Raw genomic sequence first — 17,997 nt, forward strand, 5'->3', positions numbered from 1 at the left:
TTAGTTTTAGATGAATATTTGTATTTATAAAAGCGCGAATTTATCGCGCTGTCCAAGTTAGTTAGTTGTTGTGCTCGATTTACTTAACTGACCTTGCTCTATCGGAATATTTTCACCATTTCGGCTACTGGTAATATTTTGCTTCGCCTGATCTATTTTATTTTCTGTAAAAGCTTTGGCTGTATCTGCTTTTTGCTGAACGACTTCTGCTTTTTCAGCCGTAAATTCTTTGGTGTTTTGCCATTTTTCACTAATTTTATTTGAGGTCTTTTCAGAAGCTCCTTGAATAGAGTCTCCTAAATTTTGTATACCTTTTCCTGTTTTATATAACAATACACGACCTAAACTTGGGTTATCACCATAAGGTTGTGCTTTAGACGTTGTTTCAGCCACTTGTTGTGGTTGCGTCGTTTCTGCAAATAAGGTTGATGAAGCCAACATAGAGGTCGCAATACATAAAATGTATATGGTTTTCATTTTGGATAAATCTCCCCAACCAGAATCAAAAGATGAAGTGGTGATCTTACTGTTAAAAATAAAGCTTGTACTGCAATGAGATAAAACCCATACGATTTGATTACGATAAATCATCATTTCAAATATAATGAAATAGCATATCTAAATTCCTAGAATGATCTGGAGCTTCAGGTGATACAAAATATAGAATTAAAATGGTTATATGATCTGATCATTCTAGAAAAATACCGAAATTTTACAATAGCTTCTGATATTAGAAATATTTCACAATCTTCACTAAGTCGCCGTATTCAGGCTCTAGAAAATAGTTTGGGGTTCGAGGTTTTTGACAGAGAAACTTCGCCGTTACAGCTGACAGAAAAGGGTAAGCTTTTTGTTCTACACGCCAGAAATTTGCTAGATGATTTTGAGTTCAATATAGATCGAATTAAAGGTGATAATCATGTTAGAAGTAAAGTCACTATTGCGTCTGCTCACTCATTGGCGGGTTATATTTTCCCTAAAATTTTAGGGAATTTAAAAAACTATCAAGAAAAGATTTTTCATGTTGAAGCCATTAACGTAAATGAAACCGTAGATTCTCTTAAAAATGGCCAATGTGACTTTATTGCATCTTTTTATGATGATGATCTTATGAATCCACAGTTTTTGTGTCATAAATTATTTTCAGCAAAGCTTTATTTAGTCACCGCACCTAATCATTTAGGTCGTCCTAAATATTCACTTGAAGATGCTTCAGTTCCGCTCATGAATTACACCGACGACAGTTACATGGGTAAAAAAGTAAATAAGTTTCTACAAGAGCATCATTCAGGCAAATTTGAGACAAACTTTGTGTCTTCAATGAGTTTACTGCTTAAAGACATGATCAAAGGGGGGTATGGAGTAGGGTGGTTACCTCATTACAGTATTCAGGATGAGCTTGAAAAAAATCAACTCATGATTGTGCCTATGAAAGATTCAGTCTTATCTGTAGATATTTACTTATATCGTAGCAGTGCGAGGCTTAATACAGCTTCTGAAAGTTTATGGAGTTTTGTGAAGGCAATTGATTGGACAATTGCCTAAATTTTTATGCATAAATCGCATTATATTTTATTTAATTATGCAACTTTTGCTGTGGGAGCATTTTGATACCACGCAATTGCATTTTTAATGAGTACATCAGTTGTATCTATGAATAGTTCAGGGTAAGCCTCAATACTCTCTTCTAAAATGAGTGGAATTTCTGTACAAGCCAATAAAAATTTTATGTTTTTGTTTTCCTTGTAAAAATTAATAATTTCCTTCATCGTTTGTTTAGATTTTTGAATATCTCCAGATTTGTATTGGTAAATGCTTTGCATTACTTTATTTTGCATTTCAGCAGAAGGAGTAGAGAAACCAATACTATTTTCAATAAACTGGCTTTGATAAAGCTCGGTGTTTATTGTGGCAGATGTAGCAAGAATACACACCTCATCAATTTGGCGATCTTGAATAAAATGAACCGCAGATTCAATAATACTGATCATTTTGGTCTGGGTGCGCTTTTGTAATTGGTTAAACCAGAAATGGGCAGTATTACAAGGAATAATGATACAACCGACTTCTGCTGCTTCTAAGATTTTAAGATATTCAGCCATTTTTTCGAGTGGTTTATTATCCTGATTTATAATCGATTGAGTTCTGTCAGGAATATCTGGGATAGAAACTGTAACGACAGGAATATGTTCCTGATCGCAATGTGCTGGTGTATTTTTAATAATTTTATTCATAGCATCAATCGTAGCTTGTGGCCCCATGCCACCTAGGATTCCAATTGCTTTATTCATGTTGAGCGACTCAAAAAAACTATATGCTTAGAATGAGCGTATTTTTATTGAGGTCGTTGCAAAAAACGGATGGCTTATGCAGACTTTATTTCTAAAATTATAGTTGGTATTTATTTAAAATATTGTTTTATATTAATAAAATTTAAAAAACTTAAATTTAGCTATGCTTCTCATGCATCATTGTTTTATATAAAGCATAGATTTTTGCATAGATGGTTTGTTGCAGGCAAAAATCTAAATGATAAATTCAGATTTAATCAATTCTAAAAACATATCTCGAGCTTTATGGTTACTCACATTTTTGTGCCAAAAAAATTGATTTTGCATAAAGGCAAGGTGTTCAAATTTATAGCCTCGAATATTGGTTAAATTTTTATATTGTTCAAAAAGACTTTTCGGTACTAAAGACACACCAGAGCCTGCACTTACGCAACCAATAATAGTGGCATAACTAGTAATACTCGTAATTGGAAGCGAGATATTTTTGAGCTTAAGCCATTCTTCAAGAGCAGCTCGGTAAGGGCAGCCTTCTGTCCACATAAAAATTTCCTTACCAATCAAGTCTTCTTGGCAGTGGATTTCACCGAAAGATTCAGGGGCAATTAAAATAATTTCTTCTTGATAAATACTAAGCCTATTTAACATGGGAAATTCAATACTTCCCGCGACAATCGCACCATCGAGTTTATGTTGAGAAATATCGACTAATAGTTGCTTCCATGTACCTGTAATAATTTGAATGGAAACCTCAGGATAGCGTTGATGATATTTCGCCAGTAAGTTAGGTAGGCGAGTCGTGGCGGAAGATTCAATAGCCCCAATTTTTAATGGGCCAGATGGAGGAGCATCAGGGTGAATACTACGTTTTGCTTCATCACACAACGCCAAAATTTTATGGCAATAATTGAGAAAAATTTCTCCAGAGGGAGTGAGTTTCAAACTTTTTCCTTCACGATAAAATAGCGGTGATCCTAGTTCTTCTTCAAGTTGTTTAATGCGTGTCGTAATGTTAGATGGTACGCAATGCAGTTGCATTGATGCCTTAGCCATTGTTCCGCACTCAACCACGGTCTGAAACATTTTTAGCTGTGCGATATCCATATTTTATCATTCACTTTTAATGAATATTTAACTCAATATAAGTTAATTTTATTCAACTATCCATGCGCATATGATGAAAGAGTTCCATTTCATTAGTGCAGATTTAACATGGCAATTTCTCTTGCTGCCGAAACCCAACCTCCCGCATTTAAACTCTATTTATGTATTGCAGTGACTGTCTTTTGTTGGGGCTATTCACCTATTGGTATACATAGTGCTTTACATTCATATACACCGCAGCATATTGCCTTGCTCCGTTTTTTGATCGCATCGGTTTTTTTACTGCTTTTGGTCATGAAAAAAGGCATTCAGCCTTTAAAGTGGAAAGATGTCCCTGCACTTGCTGTATTAGGATTTTTCTCTGTAACGCTACATCATTTGCTTATAAATACAGGACAGCAGTATGTGAGTGCAGTCGCTTCTAGTATTTTGAGTCAATCTATTCCGCTATTCACTTTTATTATTTCAGCTTTGCTTTTTAAGGAACAAATCAGTTTCAAACAATGGTTATGTATTTTACTGGGACTTTGTGGCGCCGTATTGGTAGTCAGTGGAGATCATGGTTTTGGTGTACCAAGTCCTTATAGTTTGTTGATTGTTTTAGCCGCAATTGCCTGGGGCCTTTATTTTAATTTATATAAAAAATTTGCCTTAAATTATGATGCCTTGAGCATGATGTGCTACATCATTTGGTTCGGGACCATTCCTTTACTATTTTATAGTGCTCATTTGCCTAGTGAAATTCTACATGCCACTTGGCAAGCCAATATGTCGGTTGTCTTGTTGGGTATTTTCCCAAGTGCGATGGCTTATGTACTTTGGGGCTATGTACTTAAAAATATGCCGTTAACGATTGCATCGAATTTTTTGTATTGCTCGCCGATTGTCGCTATGAGTTTGGCAGTTCTTTTCTTAAATGAAAAACCATCAATGATTGTGTTGTTAGGTGGAGTAATTATTGTGGGGAGTTTGGTGTGGATGAATTGGGGGAATAGGCGTACTATCGAGTAAGCTATAGATAATTAAACGATCTGTAGATTGATGCTACGTCATGCGCTACTTGCTTTAAGAGAATGAGATGATTGTTGTTACCCTGACCTATAAAAAACCATTAGTCGAAGTTGATGCAGTACTAAAAGAGCATATTGCATTTCTAGATCATTACTATGAGCAAAAGAAGTTTCTAGCATCAGGACGTCGAGAAAATAGAGCGGGTGGGGTGATTTTAGTTCTAAGTTCTTCGGTTCAAGAAGCTGAAGAAATCATGAAAAATGATCCGTTTTATATTCATGATGTAGCTGATTATGATTTTATGTGGTTTGAGCCATCGAAAAGTTTAGAAGAAATTAAAGCGTTTGTTTGATTACATTGGAGGACTACTTAAATTTAAGTAGTTCTCCAATCTATTCAGTTAATATTTATTACTGCTCAACAATATAAATACTATTTTGGAATACATCTCCTTTACTTGTTTTAACTACACCAACACATAAATTGTCAGGAGTTTGAATAAAAGAAACTAGAGATGTATCTGCATTAGTTTTACAATTCTTTTGTTTGTTCTCATCAAATGCTGTTAAATTTAATTGATGTTGTAAATCTAAAGTGAATACTTGGCTAAGAGCGCTAAATGCCTGATCTGCTTTTTGCATAAATAATAAATTATTTTGAGAATCCCATTCAGATAAAGAAATACGTTCCTTACTTACATAGTGATATAGGCGTTTTGTATCTGCATTATTGTCTGCCGCATTTTTGAATTGAGTTTTTAAACCAAAATTTACTTTTACGATTGGTTTTTCACGGAAAGAAAGACGTGAATAAGGCACAATTTTAATTTCAGATGTCTGATTTAAACCTAGCAATTTGAGTGTAGGATCTGCTTTATTTTGGGTGAAAGAGTCGGTAATTTTTTGTTGTATTAGCTGGTCAAATTTAATAGGTTGATTTAAAGAACTTTTTTCAATAGCTGAACTATTGGCATTTTTGTCAATTGCCATTGCAACACCTACCCCGATAAGGCCAAACATTCCAGAAACTGGGCTGGCTGAAGCACTACTTGCATCACCAACTAATATTTGACTTTCCTTTACAAAGTAATCGCCTGCACCTGATTCAGTCATTGAAGAAAGTTGTTCTGAAGAAACAGAAATAGAGGTTTGTTTACCCGTAGCTGGATATTGAATCGATTTAGTGGTTGCACACCCAGTAAATAGTAATGTTGATATGAGTAATAAATTTAAGTTTTTCATTGCAATCATTCTTTATTAAGTTTGGTAATTATTTGTTAAAGCTGACTGAATTATGGATGAACTTAAATAAAAGTAAATAATCGTTATTTATTAAATGTTCAAAAATTAATCACCTGTCATTTTAAATAAAATTAGAAATTAAAACCATTAAAAAACCACGTTTCCAATCTAGATCGAAAACATGGTTTTAAAAAAGCTTAATTATATAAAAATTAATTTCTATATAATTTTAACCCTGCAACACACTCACATCAGCCACAGCGGTAAACAAGTTACGCAACTGAGCCAATAAACGTAAACGGTTTGCCTTCAGGTCAGCATCATCTGCCATTACCATTACGCCATCAAAGAATGCATCAATCGGCGCGCGAAGTGCTGCAAGCTTAGAAAGAGCAGCTGTGTAGTCTTTTGCTGCAAGTAATGGTTCAACAGCAGGGGTAACTGCTTGAAGCTCGGCAAATAATGCTTTTTCAGCATCTTCAACCAAGTTCGCTTCGACTACAGAACCTTCTGGTGCAGCTTCTTTTGCAAGAATGTTAGCAACACGCTTGTTTGCAGCAGCAAGTGCGGCAGCTTCAGGTAATGCGCGGAAGTGGTTTACAGCATTTACACGCTTATCAAAATCAAGTGGAGATTTTGGTGCAAGTGCTTGAACTGCTTGAAGTACGTCAACAGCAACACCTTGGTCTTCATACTTGGCACGGTAACGACCTTCCAAGAATGAAACAGCATCAGTACGAGTCTTGTCGTGATCTTTAACGATGTTGCCATAACCTTGAAGTGCAAGATTTACTAACTCTTCAATCGTTACATCTAATTCATTTTCAATGATTAAACGTAAGATACCAATTGCTGAACGACGAAGTGCAAACGGATCTTTAGAACCTGTTGGCGCTTGTCCAATACCAAAAATACCAACGAGCGTATCTAAACGGTCAGCTAGAGCAATCGTTGTACCTGTTTTGGTTTTTGGTAAAACATCACCAGCAAATTTTGGTAAATATTGCTCGCCTAAAGCTTCTGAAACTTCAGTGTTTTCGCCTTCAATGCGTGCATAGTAAGTACCTGCAATACCTTGAAGTTCTGGGAACTCACCAACAAGCTCTGAGGTTAAGTCGCATTTAGCAAGTAATGCCGCTTTTTCTGCATCTGCTGGGTTTGCACCAGTAATTGGAGACAACGCAACAGCAAGTTTAGCAATACGTGTTGATTTGTCCCAAAGCGTACCAAGCTGTGCTTGGAATACCATATTTGCTAGTTTTTCTTTACGAGATGCAAGCGGTTGCTTTTGATCTTGTAAGAAGAAGAATTCAGCATCAGATAAACGCGGGCGAACAACTTTTTCATTACCTTCAATAATTTGAATCGGATCTTTAGACTCAATATTTGAAACAGTAATGAAGTAAGGCTGTAATTTACCTTCGCTATTGATCAAGCAGAAATATTTCTGGTTGTCTTGCATTGTCGTAATGAGTGCTTCTTGAGGAACAGCAAGGAAGCGCTCTTCAAAGTTTGCACGAAGAGCAACTGGCCATTCAACGAGGCTTGTTACTTCATCAAGTAAGTCAGCTGGAACAATTGCAGTCGCGTTAACTTCATCAGCTAACTTTTTCACTTGTTCTTGAATGGTTGCTTGACGTTTTTCAAAGTTCGCAACAACGTAAGCTTTTTCTAAAGCAGCTAAGTAGTCATTTGCATGCGCTAACGTCACAGCTTCAGGTGCATGGAAACGATGACCATAAGTCACATTGCCAGCTTTATGATCTTGAATAGTTGCGTCAACAATTTGGTCATCTTTGAGTAAGAGAACCCATTTCACTGGACGTACAAATTCGGTACGGCTTGCAGCAGAACGCATGCGCTTAGCAATTGGTAAATTGTCTAATGCAGTTTGTAAAATCTGTGGAAGTAAAGCGTCAAGGCTTTGTCCTTTCACATCTTTTAAATAGCAAACTTTTTCAACTTTACCTGCTTGGAAAGTAGAAAGCTGATCAACAGTAATGCCTTGACCACGCATAAAGCCTTCAAGTGCTTTAGTCGGTTTGCCTTCTGCATCGTAAGCTGCTTGAACTGCAGGGCCGTCAAAACGTTTTTGTGTGTCTGCTTGAGCAGCATCGATGTCAACAATTCTAAGTGCTAAACGACGTGGAGCTGCATAAGCTTCAATTGATGCGAAGTTTAAGCCCGCATCTTTTAAGCCTTTTACCGTTTCTGCCTGTAATGCATCACGTAAAGTTTTCAAGCTTTTTGGTGGAAGTTCTTCACAGCCAAGTTCGAATAAAACAGTATGTTTGCTCATTAGTTTTTCTCCGCCTTTGCTGCTTCACTTTCAGCTTGTGCTTTTAGCTGTGCCAATACTTCATCACGTAAGTGTGGTTCTGCCATTGGGAAGCCAAGCTCTGCACGTGCTTGTACATAACTTTGTGCAATTGCGCGTGCCAAAGTACGTACGCGTAAAATGTAGCGCTGACGCTCAGTCACGGAAATTGCGCCACGTGCATCAAGCAAGTTAAAGGTATGAGATGCTTTAACAACTTGCTCATAAGCAGGAAGAGAAAGTTTTGCTTCAATTAAACGGTTTGCTTCTGATTCGTAAAAATCAAACAGTTCGAATAGTTTTTCAACTGGAGCGTATTCAAAGTTATAAGTCGATTGCTCAACTTCATTTTGATGGAATACGTCGCCGTAAGTCACAGTACCAAATTGGCCTTTGGTCCAAACAAGGTCATAAACCGAGTCAACGCCTTGAAGGTACATCGCAAGACGTTCTAAACCGTAAGTGATTTCGCCTGTTACTGGGTAACATTCAACACCACCGACTTGTTGGAAGTAAGTAAACTGAGTCACTTCCATACCGTTAAGCCAAACTTCCCAACCTAAGCCCCAAGCCCCAAGCGTCGGAGATTCCCAGTTGTCTTCTACGAAGCGGATGTCGTGAGTAAGCGTATCAATCCCGATTGCTTTTAAAGAATCGAGATAAAGCTGTTGGATGTTGTCTGGATTTGGCTTAAGTACCACTTGGAACTGGTAGTAGTGTTGCAAACGGTTCGGGTTTTCACCGTAGCGGCCATCTTTTGGACGACGTGAAGGTTGAACGTATGCAGCATTCCAAGTTTCAGGCCCTAAAGCACGTAAGAATGTTGCGGTGTGGAATGTTCCAGCGCCCATTTCCATGTCGTACGGTTGTAGTACGACGCAGCCTTGTTCGGCCCAATAGTTTTGTAGGGCAAGAATTAAACCCTGAAATGTATCAATGTGCGAGATGGCGCGACTCATGTAGCATCCACGAATTTATGAGAAAAATTGCCCCTAAGTATAAGGATTTTGTGGGGGAGTGGCAAAGACTAGTTTCTATAGCTATAAAAAATTATTGGCTGTCATTTAGTTGGGATTTTCCTGCATGTTTTGCTTTTAATCGAGGTTGAAATGATGCAAAAAACCAAAAAATGAGGCTAAGAATAAAGCTTACAATGAATGTAGAGGTTGAGATCAAAGTACGTCCAACTGTTGGGAATACATAATCAAATATTGGTAAATTATGAGACATATTTTCATAGATCGCTAAGAAGAAATAAATCAAGCTAAATGATACATGTGCACCTAACCACATTAATGGAAAGATAAAGCGGTTTTTAGTAATGAGTACTTGGCATATCCAAAGTAGTAATGGGAATAAGACAATATAATAAGTACCGACAAAGATTCCAATAATATAGAGGAGATCAAGTCCAAACTTGCCAGTAACTACGGACAATAAAATTAAGATGCTGATCGGGATAAGAGGGGTAATAATAAGAGCAATTTTAGGCTGGTATTCGATATTTGGAGTTGTCGGATTCATCTTAATCATAGTAGGTTATGTTTTTTAAATTCTAAAATGATCTGTTGATAATGTCCATGAACCATTAAAATAAGATTATTATCTTTTGTATTTAATACATCTTTTGATAGGATGATTTTTCATAGTTTGAATTAGATTATTTTAGAATGAATTTGAAAAAATATTATTTTGGAATTTTAATATTATTTTTAGGCTTTATTGGTTTTTACTACTTAAAGAATAATTGGATTTATTATTCAGCTAAATATAATTACAATTTCAATGAGTTAAATGCAGATGAGCTGAATAATTATGCTGCATTATTATATTATAAAAATAGAAATGATTGGATTCGAAGTAAAGAGGGTGGTGAGGCCACTGAAGCAAAAAAAGCCTTAGAAATTGAAAAGCTCTTTCAACAAGCGGCTGAACAAGGGAGTGCTTTAGCTAAATTGAATTTGACTACGCTTTATTATCGGAAAGAAGACTTAAGTACTTTTGTACCTAAGATGTTCAAACTATCTGAAGAGGCAGCGCAAGCAGGCAATGCAGATGCTCAGTTCAGGGTAGGTACGTTTTATCATCTAGGTTATGGTGTAGATACAGATTATAAAAAAGCAATGTATTGGTATACAAAAGCTGCTGAGCAAGGTAATCCAGCAGGAATGAATAATATAGGGGTTCTTTATCAACAAGGGTTAGGCGTAACAGAAAATGGTAAGGTTTCAACAGAGTGGTATATTAAAGCCGCCAATCTTGGTTATGCGGATGGTCAAGAAAATATGTTTCAAAATTATTATTCTGGGTTAAATGGGCTACCTCAGGATAAAGAGGAAGCAATGAAATGGCGTGATATGTGCTCTTACCGTACAGAGGAGATACCAATACAACCAGTTTATAATATTGATCTTAAAGTTGATGAAACCTATCCGAATACCTGTAAAAATCAGTAAAACTTTAAGCTGCCACCATATAGAATGGTTGGGACTATTTCATAAATAAAAGAAATGAATAGTTTTCTATTGCTGAAGAAAGTTCAACTTATAAGGGTTTTATATTCAATTAGCAGAACGTTTATTCAATGTTAATGTTCTGCTCTTTGGCCTTATTATCCTTGTAGTTATACCAAGTCAATAATGCCCAAAAATTAAAAGCTGTAATTAAGGTAGAGATTCCAACCCAACTAAAAACCAACTCAGAAAAGAAGGATTCTAAAGGTATATAAATCAGCTCTTTAAAGAAAATGAGTACCCCAAATGTCGTTAATAGTATTGTTAGAGAATTTAATAGCTTAAATCTATTTAGTAGTAAGGATATTGCAATAAAGAATGGTGAAAAGAACAGATATATAATGATTAAAAAATAAAGTATAGGATTTGTTGAAATTAAAATAATGAGTACTGGTATGGGCGCGAGTAACAGACTTTTTATAATGTCTAAATACTGATAGGAAATCGTTACAGAATTTTTGTTATATTGAAGCATATTAAAAATTATAGAATCGAGAATTAGTTATGCTGAAATTTTGCTGCAAACTCATTGTTTTATCCAGTCTTTTTTGTAGTACATGGCTTTATGCGCAGACCGAAACTGATGAGCAAGATGAATATAATCAATGTGTAGACCAGACCATTAAGGAAATGCAGCTTGAAAGCATTAATAACATGGTCGTGCATAGCTGTTCTGAAAAAGCTAAAAAGACTTATGAAGAAAAAATTGTGGCTCTCATTGATCAAATTCGTACACAAAGCGAAGAATACAAACAGCCAAAATGTTACCAAGATATTTTAAAATCTCAGCGACTTTGGAAAGCTTATGTAGATCAGGAATGTAGTAATGCAGGCTCATATATTGGCTCGCCGATGTATTCATATTGCCCAATGCAAGAGTATGCAGCGCGTGTAAAGCAACTTGAAGAGTACGTTAATTAAGACGGATTATTTTAAACGTCACCTCATGACGCCGAGCGTACTTCACTGGATTAAATTTAAGAATGTAAAATGATATTTTTTAAACGATGCCATAAATGAGTCGTTTGATATGTCTGATCGCATTCGAGAAAAATTACAGATTCTTGCTGATGCTGCTAAATATGATGTGTCTTGTTCATCAAGTGGCAGTGACCGTAAAAATAAAGATAAAGGCCTAGGCGATGCCAGCCATTCAGGTATTTGCCATAGCTATACCGAAGATGGCCGCTGTGTGTCTCTCTTAAAAATTCTATTTAGTAATGTGTGTATTTTTGACTGCGCCTATTGCGTTTCACGTCGTTCTAATGACGTTCAGCGTGCGGCATTTACGGTACAAGAGGTCGTAGACTTAACCATTAATTTTTACCGTCGTAATTATATCGAAGGTTTATTTTTAAGCTCGGGCATTTTTAAATCTGCGGATCATACGATGGAACGCATGCTTCAAGTCGTAAAGAAGCTGCGCCTTGAAGAAAATTTTAATGGCTATATTCATCTAAAAACTATTCCGGGGGCATCGCCTGAGCTTATCCATGAAGCAGGTTTATATGCTGACCGTATGAGTATTAATTTAGAGATGCCGACCGAGGTTGGCCTAAAAACTTTTGCACCAGAAAAATCACATCAGGAAGTGCAAAAAGATTTAGGTTTAGTCCGTGACAGGCTCATTCAGCTTAAAGATGAGCGACAAATCATTAAGCATGTGCCGAAATATGTGCCAGCAGGGCAGACCACCCAAATGGTAGTGGGCGCTCATCAAGAGTCAGACCAAGATGTCTTGTTTATGGCGGACAAGCACTATAAAGAATTTAAGCTCAAACGCGTTTATTTTTCGGGTTATATTCCAATTAATACCGAAAATAATTACTTGCCCGCAGTGGGTTCTGCACCGCCATTATTGCGAGAAAACCGACTCTATCAAAGCGATTGGCTGATGCGTTTTTACGGTTTTCAGGTCAATGAAATCGTCAATGAAAAACACCCAAACTTAGATCTTGATGTAGACCCGAAATTAAGCTGGGCTTTAAGGCATCCTGAACAGTTTCCAGTAGATTTAAATCTTGCTGATTATCAAATGATTTTACGTGTGCCCGGTATTGGGGTGAAATCGGCGAAGAAAATTGTGCAGGCTCGCCGTTTTGGAAAAATTCATATCGATTTACTTAAAAAGTTAGGCGTGGCTTACCAGCGTGCAAAATTCTTTATTCGCTGTGAAGACAGTCCGAAATTCCAAAAAGAATTATCTTCTGGCTACATTCGGCAGCAGATTTTAACGCAGGGATCTTCGAAATATGGGCAGCAACTCTCGCCACAATTAAGCCTTGGGTTTTAGCCATGTTTAATAATGAAGTGGCTTACTACTTTGATGGTTCAATGGTTGGGCTACTGAGCTGTGTTTTTCGTGCATTTCAATTTAAAGAATTACAGGTCAGGCTTTGTTTGAATGATATGGCTCAACATGGTTTATTTGCCGATAAAATTGAGGTTTCAAATAACGAGCAACACGCCGAGCGTGTTTGGTCTGCACTACAAAAAAAGCTTTCATCTTCTTCGTTAAAACAATTTTATTTTGCTTATTTATCTGAATCTTTAGATGCTTATCAACACTTATTTAACTACTGTATTTATGTGTTTACTAGTCATTCATCAGTAGAAAAAGATTATTTGCACCCAAGTGTTTTAGCAATTTCACAGTGGACGAAAAAGGTCGGGCGAGAGAAGCATCGAATGGAAGCTTTTATTCGGTTTAAGAAAACCAAAGATGAGCTTTTTTTGAGTTTAGTTCGTCCTGATTTTAATGTTTTACCGCTTATTCAGCCGCATTTTAAACGGCGTTATCAAGATCAACGTTGGCTCATTTATGATGAGAAACGTAAATTGGGGCTATATTATGACTTGCGAGAAATGCATGAAGTTTTGCTCGAAGCCTCGAAAGTTGACCGTAATTTAAAAAATGGAATGAGTCAAAGCTTTCAACTTGAACTAGATGAGCAGGAAGTTTTGTATGACCAACTTTGGAAAGATTATTTTAACAGCGTTAATATTACTGAACGCCAGAATATAAAACTTCATGTGCAATATTTACCAAAACGTTACTGGCGTTACTTAAATGAAAAATTGATGGAATATTAAAGTTTTAAAATCAAAAAAAATAGTTCAGCAAGTTTTCTTGTTGTTTAAAGATATAATTTAAATGCACTTTATGTGGCTTTGCGCGTATACTTTTGCCCGTTATAAATAACGGCATATCCCCAAAGGTGTACTGTGAGTGTTATACAGCGAGAATGGTTACAGATTTTAAAGCCGAATTTTAAGGTTTTACCTTTAAAAGAGAGGTTGCTTTGCGGCATTGGAGCGTTGTGTGGTTTAGCAATTTCTTCCTTAATTAGCTGGTATGTTCTGGGTGGAATTAATGCTTGGTATATCGCCCCAATGGGCGCCTCATCTGTTCTATTGTTTGCTGTGCCGACCAGTCCCTTGGCTCAACCATGGAATGTGATTGTTGGTAATACCTTAGCTGGAATTATTGGTGTTGCCTGTGCGCAGTGGATTCCTGATTTAACCACGGCTTTTAGTGTGGCTGTTGGACTTGCCATATTTTTAATGATGACCACCGACTCTTTGCATCCACCAAGTGGCGCTGTAGCCATAACGGCGGTATTAGGTGGGGCGGCAATTCATAAATTAGGCTTTTATTTTATTTTTTATCCAGTTTTACTCAACTCGCTTCTTTTACTCGGTTTCGCCGTCTTTTTTAATAGATTAATTGGGCGGCATTATCCGGTTACTGCTCATCTTAATGACCGTAGTAAAGATCCTACACCGACTCAAAAAGTATCAATTCAGCCGAAAGATATTGAGTACGCATTAGGGCATCACACTGAGCTTTTAGATATTAGTCAGTACGACTTAGAAAAGATCATTTTAGAAGCTCAAGAACATGCCAATGAACGAATAGTCAATCAATATACCTGTCAGGATATTATGAGCCGTGATGTCCTCAAACTACATGAAGATGATGATATTCATCAGGCACTAGATAAGTTTAAACAAGTGAACTTGATGAGCCTACCTGTTGTAAATGCAGAAAACCATTTGGTGGGAACTTTAGCGTTATATGAAGTCGTAGAGTGGTTTAAAGGTGCAGCCGACCCACGAAACTCTTGGCAGCACTATGTAAAACAAATTATGAGTCATCGAGTGGTCACGGTACTGCCAACACAACCTATTCAAGATCTGGTGCCGTATTTTGTGGAAAAATCGTTTAACTATATTCCAGTGGTTGAAGAGCGGAAACTTATTGGAATGATTAGCCGAGCAGATATGATTGCTGCATTACAACAACAGTTAAATCGAAAGCTATAATTTGTAGAATAAAAAAAGCTACGGTTGATTAGGGGATGCAACCGTAGCGACCAAAGTTATTAATTAACGTACTCGTTCTTCATTTACTGTTCGAACGGAGGAGCTATAGCCTTCAATATGTTCTGGCTGTTTTTTCGGAATGACTAACCATAAAACTAAGTAAACTAAAATTCCTGGAAAGGCCGCACTCATAACTGAGATAACAACAAAAATGATGCGTAATAAAGTCACGTTCCAACCAAAACGTTCAGCAATACCACCCATTACACCGGCGATCATGCTGTGTCGGTTCGAGCGATATAAACCAGAACTGGCCATCTAATTCTCCTTAAAGATAAATAATTACAAGAAGCTATTGTGCTCTTGCTTAATAAAAATATGGAGGTGAAATAAAAGGTTTAAAGTCCTCGCAGAAGTAAAATGGTTAAAATATGTAAAGGATTGGAATGAAGGAAACCAACATCAACTAAAATGCACCTTTTCAGGGCTTAAAGCTTTCTTGCAGCAATTAATTAGACCTGAAAAATGAATATAAACATGGCTATTGCTGTTATCTGTGAATAATGTATATGTCTTTGAAGCGGTCTAGGTTTTTAGTTAAGCATTTAGTTTTAGGGGCTATGATGTGCCTGACACTTGGTGCTTGCGACATAAACCATGCCAACTCAAAAGATCACTCTAGTGCGAGCTCTAATTCTACGCATGAAGAAAATCTAATAAAAAATAGTACATCTACAAAAACATTAGATTATGTGGCAGGGCGTACTTTTTTACCCGAAGAAAGTTTAGATCAAACCAAAAAGTTAAGCGGAACCTTATTGCAATATGTAGGACGATATCACACTCGAATTTCATGTGAGGATGCTTTTGCCGATTGTGAATCGGGTGAAGCTGAGTACATTTTAAATCTATTACCCAATGGATCGGCTTATTGGAATGTTGTTCATTTTGGCCGCGTGGGAAGTAAAGATGGGGCGAAAAGTGCCGCTGTAAATGAATTGTGTCCTTCTTTAAATTGGAAAGTAGATGAAAAAGAGCATGAGTTAACCATTCAATGTCCTCTATCTAAAGTTAATTTTTATTTTAATTTTGATTCAAATAAAAGATTGGTTATGAATCTGGAAAAACTGTTTTATAGCGATTATGGTAAAAATCGTGAATTTTTAGAGCAAAATTATTTTGTTCCAAACCAAGCTTATGTTTTAACTAAAGAATAAATATTAAATGTTACTTGAATAAAAAAGAGCGCAATATAAATTGCGCTCTTTTCATTTCTCTATTTAAAAATCATTAGTAGTCGAAGCTGAAGTGTTCAACTGGTAATGATGTTAAGGTGCGAGAGGTTGTCACCATTGACTCTGCATGACCTTGGGTACGAGGTAACATACGGTCAAAGTAGAAGTCCGCAACTTTGATTTTTGCTTTATAGAATTCAGGTGTTTCTGCGCCGTCACCTGCTTCAAGTTTCTCAGAAGCAATGACTGCTTGTTGAGCCCAGAAGTAAGCCATCATCACGTAACCAGAGAACATTAAAAAGTCTACAGAGGCAGAAGATACAATGTCACGGTCTTTACGTGCAGCAAGCATGATACGAACAGTTAAAGTGTTCCACTGAGCACAAAGCTTAGTTAAGTCCCAAGCAAAACGACGTAAGTATTTATTACGTGCGTGTGCAGCACAGAATTTTAAGATTTCAGCAGTATAGTCACGAACCACTTTGCCTTTTGAGCTAAGCAATACTTTACGACCAATCAAGTCAAGTGCTTGAATGCCTGTTGTACCTTCGTATAGCGTTGAGATACGAGCATCACGAGCGATTTGTTCCATGCCCCATTCTTTAATGTAGCCATGGCCGCCGTAAACTTGCATACCGTTATTTGCAGCTTCTAAACCAAGTTCAGTCAAGAAACCTTTCAAAATTGGGGTGTAGAAACCAAGTTTGTCATCGTAGTCTTCGTAAGCAGCTTGGTCGCCACGAGTTAATGCATCTGTCATTTTGTCTGCAAGTTTTGCAGCATGATAGATCATTGAACGGCCACCTTCAGCAATTGCTTTTTGAGTCAACAATAGGCGACGTACGTCAGCATGATGAATGATTGCATCAGCAACTTTGTCTGGATCTTTTTTGCCTGAAAGTGCACGCATAGACATACGATCTTTCGCATAAGGTAAAGCACCTTGGAAAGATAACTCAGCGTGTGCAATACCTTGAACAGCAGTACCAATACGTGCTGTGTTCATGAAGGTAAACATTGCATGTAAGCCTTTGTTAACTTCACCGATTAAATAACCAGTTGCATTATCAAAGTTGAGTACTGCAGTTGCAGAAGCACGGATACCCATCTTGTGTTCGATTGAACCACAGGTCACTGTATTACGTTCACCGATACCACTATCAGCGGTAGGGATGAATTTAGGCACGATAAATAATGAAATACCGCGAGTACCAGCAGGAGCATCTGGAAGACGTGCAAGGACGATGTGAATAATATTTTCAGTTAAGTCATGTTCACCGGCAGAAATGAAGATTTTTGTACCAGAGATTTTATAAGTGCCATCTGCTTGAGGTTCAGCTTTAGTTTTAACTTGACCTAAGTCCGTACCACATTGAGGTTCGGTTAAGCACATTGTGCCGCTCCAAGTTCCTTCAACAAGTTTAGGCATATAGGTTTGTTTTTGCTCATCAGTACCGAATTGTAAGATAGTATTCATACAACCTGAACTTAGGCCAGGGTACATAGTAAATGACCAGTTTGCAGTACCCATCATTTCCGATTTAATCAGATTTAATGACATTGGTAGGCCTTGACCACCAAATTCTTCTGGATAAGAAAGACCTTGCCAACCACCCATTACGAATTGGTCATAAGCTTCTTTAAAGCCTTTAGGCGTGGTTACTTCGCCGTTGTCAAAATGGCAACCTTCTTCATCACCAGATTGGTTAAGTGGTGACAATACGTTTTCACAATAATCTGCCGCACCTTCAAGAATCATATCAACTGTATCTGGATCTGCATTTTCACCATTTGATAAAGTTTTATAGTGAGCAGGGTAATCTAATACTTCATTCATTAAGAAACGAATATCATGTAGCGGGGCTTTATATGCTGGCATGGCTTTAATCCTAATTTTGAATCATTGTGGGATTATCTGAATCGATGATTTGATTATTCACTCACCTGATAAAAATACAATGA

Annotated in this window: 18 protein-coding genes; 9 read left to right on the plus strand and 9 right to left on the minus strand. The window is 37.0% G+C overall.

Annotated features, from left to right (window positions below; translation table 11 throughout):
- Positions 1-57: 57 nt before the first annotated feature.
- Positions 58-477: a hypothetical protein gene (locus MMY79_RS01875; RefSeq protein ID WP_252611604.1), complete on the minus strand. Its 420-nt coding sequence runs from the start codon at positions 475-477 to the stop codon at positions 58-60.
- 171 nt (positions 478-648) lie between these two features.
- On the opposite strand from MMY79_RS01875, the gene MMY79_RS01880 reads away from it, so the two are divergent.
- Positions 649-1,545 carry a LysR substrate-binding domain-containing protein gene (locus tag MMY79_RS01880; protein WP_252611606.1) on the plus strand — a complete coding sequence of 299 codons (897 nt, stop codon included), beginning with the start codon at positions 649-651 and terminating at the stop codon, positions 1,543-1,545.
- Between the two features lie 35 nt (positions 1,546-1,580).
- Here MMY79_RS01880 and MMY79_RS01885 read toward each other — a convergent pair whose 3' ends face one another.
- A complete protein-coding gene (locus MMY79_RS01885; protein WP_252611607.1) occupies positions 1,581-2,291 on the minus strand; it encodes an amino acid racemase in 711 nt (236 codons plus the stop codon).
- Between the two features lie 234 nt (positions 2,292-2,525).
- The gene (locus MMY79_RS01890) at positions 2,526-3,392 is read right to left on the minus strand and encodes a LysR family transcriptional regulator (RefSeq protein WP_252611608.1); all 867 of its coding nucleotides are present in this window, start codon (positions 3,390-3,392) and stop codon (positions 2,526-2,528) included.
- 108 nt (positions 3,393-3,500) lie between these two features.
- Here MMY79_RS01890 and MMY79_RS01895 point away from each other — a divergent pair, with 108 nt between their 5' ends.
- Together MMY79_RS01895 and MMY79_RS01900 are read left to right on the plus strand one after the other, a co-directional pair.
- Positions 3,501-4,403, plus strand: coding sequence for a DMT family transporter (locus tag MMY79_RS01895; RefSeq protein WP_252611609.1), 903 nt, complete (start codon positions 3,501-3,503; stop codon positions 4,401-4,403).
- A gap of 67 nt (positions 4,404-4,470) precedes the next feature.
- Entirely contained in the window at positions 4,471-4,755 is a 285-nt protein-coding gene (locus tag MMY79_RS01900; protein WP_252611610.1) for a YciI family protein, read from the plus strand.
- Positions 4,756-4,813: 58 nt separating this feature from the next.
- Here the strand turns inward: MMY79_RS01900 and MMY79_RS01905 are convergent, their stop codons facing one another.
- The 4 genes from MMY79_RS01905 to MMY79_RS01920 form a co-directional block, all read right to left on the minus strand.
- On the minus strand, positions 4,814-5,644 hold the full coding sequence (locus tag MMY79_RS01905; protein ID WP_252611611.1) for a hypothetical protein: 831 nt from the start codon (positions 5,642-5,644) through the stop codon (positions 4,814-4,816).
- Between the two features lie 229 nt (positions 5,645-5,873).
- Complete coding sequence (glyS, locus tag MMY79_RS01910) at positions 5,874-7,943, minus strand: glycine--tRNA ligase subunit beta (protein WP_252611612.1); 2,070 nt, start codon at positions 7,941-7,943, stop codon at positions 5,874-5,876.
- Complete coding sequence (gene glyQ / locus MMY79_RS01915) at positions 7,943-8,920, minus strand: glycine--tRNA ligase subunit alpha (RefSeq protein ID WP_002044989.1); 978 nt, start codon at positions 8,918-8,920, stop codon at positions 7,943-7,945. The genes glyS and glyQ overlap by 1 nt, the downstream gene beginning before the upstream one ends.
- Before the next feature lie 91 nt (positions 8,921-9,011).
- Positions 9,012-9,494: a hypothetical protein gene (locus tag MMY79_RS01920; protein ID WP_354669035.1), complete on the minus strand. Its 483-nt coding sequence runs from the start codon at positions 9,492-9,494 to the stop codon at positions 9,012-9,014.
- Between the two features lie 137 nt (positions 9,495-9,631).
- Here MMY79_RS01920 and MMY79_RS01925 point away from each other — a divergent pair, with 137 nt between their 5' ends.
- From MMY79_RS01925 to MMY79_RS01945, 5 genes are all read left to right on the plus strand, one after another.
- Complete coding sequence (locus MMY79_RS01925; RefSeq protein WP_252611616.1) at positions 9,632-10,417, plus strand: tetratricopeptide repeat protein; 786 nt, start codon at positions 9,632-9,634, stop codon at positions 10,415-10,417.
- A gap of 561 nt (positions 10,418-10,978) precedes the next feature.
- Positions 10,979-11,395, plus strand: a complete 417-nt coding sequence (locus MMY79_RS01930; RefSeq protein ID WP_252611617.1) for a lysozyme inhibitor LprI family protein — start codon at positions 10,979-10,981, stop codon at positions 11,393-11,395.
- Between the two features lie 109 nt (positions 11,396-11,504).
- Positions 11,505-12,767: a putative DNA modification/repair radical SAM protein gene (locus MMY79_RS01935; protein WP_252611619.1), complete on the plus strand. Its 1,263-nt coding sequence runs from the start codon at positions 11,505-11,507 to the stop codon at positions 12,765-12,767.
- A gap of 2 nt (positions 12,768-12,769) precedes the next feature.
- A complete protein-coding gene (locus MMY79_RS01940) occupies positions 12,770-13,567 on the plus strand; it encodes a TIGR03915 family putative DNA repair protein (RefSeq protein WP_252611622.1) in 798 nt (265 codons plus the stop codon).
- A gap of 132 nt (positions 13,568-13,699) precedes the next feature.
- Entirely contained in the window at positions 13,700-14,800 is a 1,101-nt protein-coding gene (locus MMY79_RS01945) for an HPP family protein (RefSeq protein WP_252611624.1), read from the plus strand.
- A 63-nt stretch (positions 14,801-14,863) separates the two neighbouring features.
- Here MMY79_RS01945 and MMY79_RS01950 read toward each other — a convergent pair whose 3' ends face one another.
- On the minus strand, positions 14,864-15,118 hold the full coding sequence (locus tag MMY79_RS01950; protein WP_009388059.1) for a PspC domain-containing protein: 255 nt from the start codon (positions 15,116-15,118) through the stop codon (positions 14,864-14,866).
- Between the two features lie 251 nt (positions 15,119-15,369).
- Between MMY79_RS01950 and MMY79_RS01955 the strand changes: the two genes are divergently transcribed.
- Positions 15,370-16,017, plus strand: coding sequence for a hypothetical protein (locus MMY79_RS01955; RefSeq protein ID WP_252613408.1), 648 nt, complete (start codon positions 15,370-15,372; stop codon positions 16,015-16,017).
- A 73-nt stretch (positions 16,018-16,090) separates the two neighbouring features.
- Here the strand turns inward: MMY79_RS01955 and MMY79_RS01960 are convergent, their stop codons facing one another.
- Positions 16,091-17,914 (minus strand): acyl-CoA dehydrogenase C-terminal domain-containing protein, encoded by a 1,824-nt coding sequence (locus MMY79_RS01960; RefSeq protein WP_252611626.1) that lies wholly within the window; start codon positions 17,912-17,914, stop codon positions 16,091-16,093.
- Between the last annotated feature and the right edge of the window lie 83 nt (positions 17,915-17,997).

This window comes from Acinetobacter sp. XS-4 (genome assembly GCF_023920705.1).
Taxonomy (GTDB): domain Bacteria; phylum Pseudomonadota; class Gammaproteobacteria; order Pseudomonadales; family Moraxellaceae; genus Acinetobacter.

Excerpts from the sequence above, each read along its gene's own strand:
- MMY79_RS01875 (WP_252611604.1), bottom strand. The coding sequence starts at position 477 with ATGAAAACCATATACATTTTATGTATTGCGACCTCTATGTTGGCTTCA.
- MMY79_RS01905 (WP_252611611.1), bottom strand. The coding sequence starts at position 5,644 with ATGAAAAACTTAAATTTATTACTCATATCAACATTACTATTTACTGGG.
- glyS (WP_252611612.1), bottom strand. The coding sequence starts at position 7,943 with ATGAGCAAACATACTGTTTTATTCGAACTTGGCTGTGAAGAACTTCCA.
- MMY79_RS01955 (WP_252613408.1), top strand. The coding sequence starts at position 15,370 with ATGTCTTTGAAGCGGTCTAGGTTTTTAGTTAAGCATTTAGTTTTAGGG.
- glyQ (WP_002044989.1), bottom strand. The coding sequence starts at position 8,920 with ATGAGTCGCGCCATCTCGCACATTGATACATTTCAGGGTTTAATTCTT.
- MMY79_RS01930 (WP_252611617.1), top strand. The coding sequence starts at position 10,979 with ATGCTGAAATTTTGCTGCAAACTCATTGTTTTATCCAGTCTTTTTTGT.
- MMY79_RS01900 (WP_252611610.1), top strand. The coding sequence starts at position 4,471 with ATGATTGTTGTTACCCTGACCTATAAAAAACCATTAGTCGAAGTTGAT.
- MMY79_RS01950 (WP_009388059.1), bottom strand. The coding sequence starts at position 15,118 with ATGGCCAGTTCTGGTTTATATCGCTCGAACCGACACAGCATGATCGCC.
- MMY79_RS01885 (WP_252611607.1), bottom strand. The coding sequence starts at position 2,291 with ATGAATAAAGCAATTGGAATCCTAGGTGGCATGGGGCCACAAGCTACG.
- MMY79_RS01890 (WP_252611608.1), bottom strand. The coding sequence starts at position 3,392 with ATGGATATCGCACAGCTAAAAATGTTTCAGACCGTGGTTGAGTGCGGA.
- MMY79_RS01895 (WP_252611609.1), top strand. The coding sequence starts at position 3,501 with ATGGCAATTTCTCTTGCTGCCGAAACCCAACCTCCCGCATTTAAACTC.
- MMY79_RS01940 (WP_252611622.1), top strand. The coding sequence starts at position 12,770 with ATGTTTAATAATGAAGTGGCTTACTACTTTGATGGTTCAATGGTTGGG.
- MMY79_RS01935 (WP_252611619.1), top strand. The coding sequence starts at position 11,505 with ATGTCTGATCGCATTCGAGAAAAATTACAGATTCTTGCTGATGCTGCT.
- MMY79_RS01960 (WP_252611626.1), bottom strand. The coding sequence starts at position 17,914 with ATGCCAGCATATAAAGCCCCGCTACATGATATTCGTTTCTTAATGAAT.
- MMY79_RS01925 (WP_252611616.1), top strand. The coding sequence starts at position 9,632 with ATGAATTTGAAAAAATATTATTTTGGAATTTTAATATTATTTTTAGGC.
- MMY79_RS01920 (WP_354669035.1), bottom strand. The coding sequence starts at position 9,494 with ATGATTAAGATGAATCCGACAACTCCAAATATCGAATACCAGCCTAAA.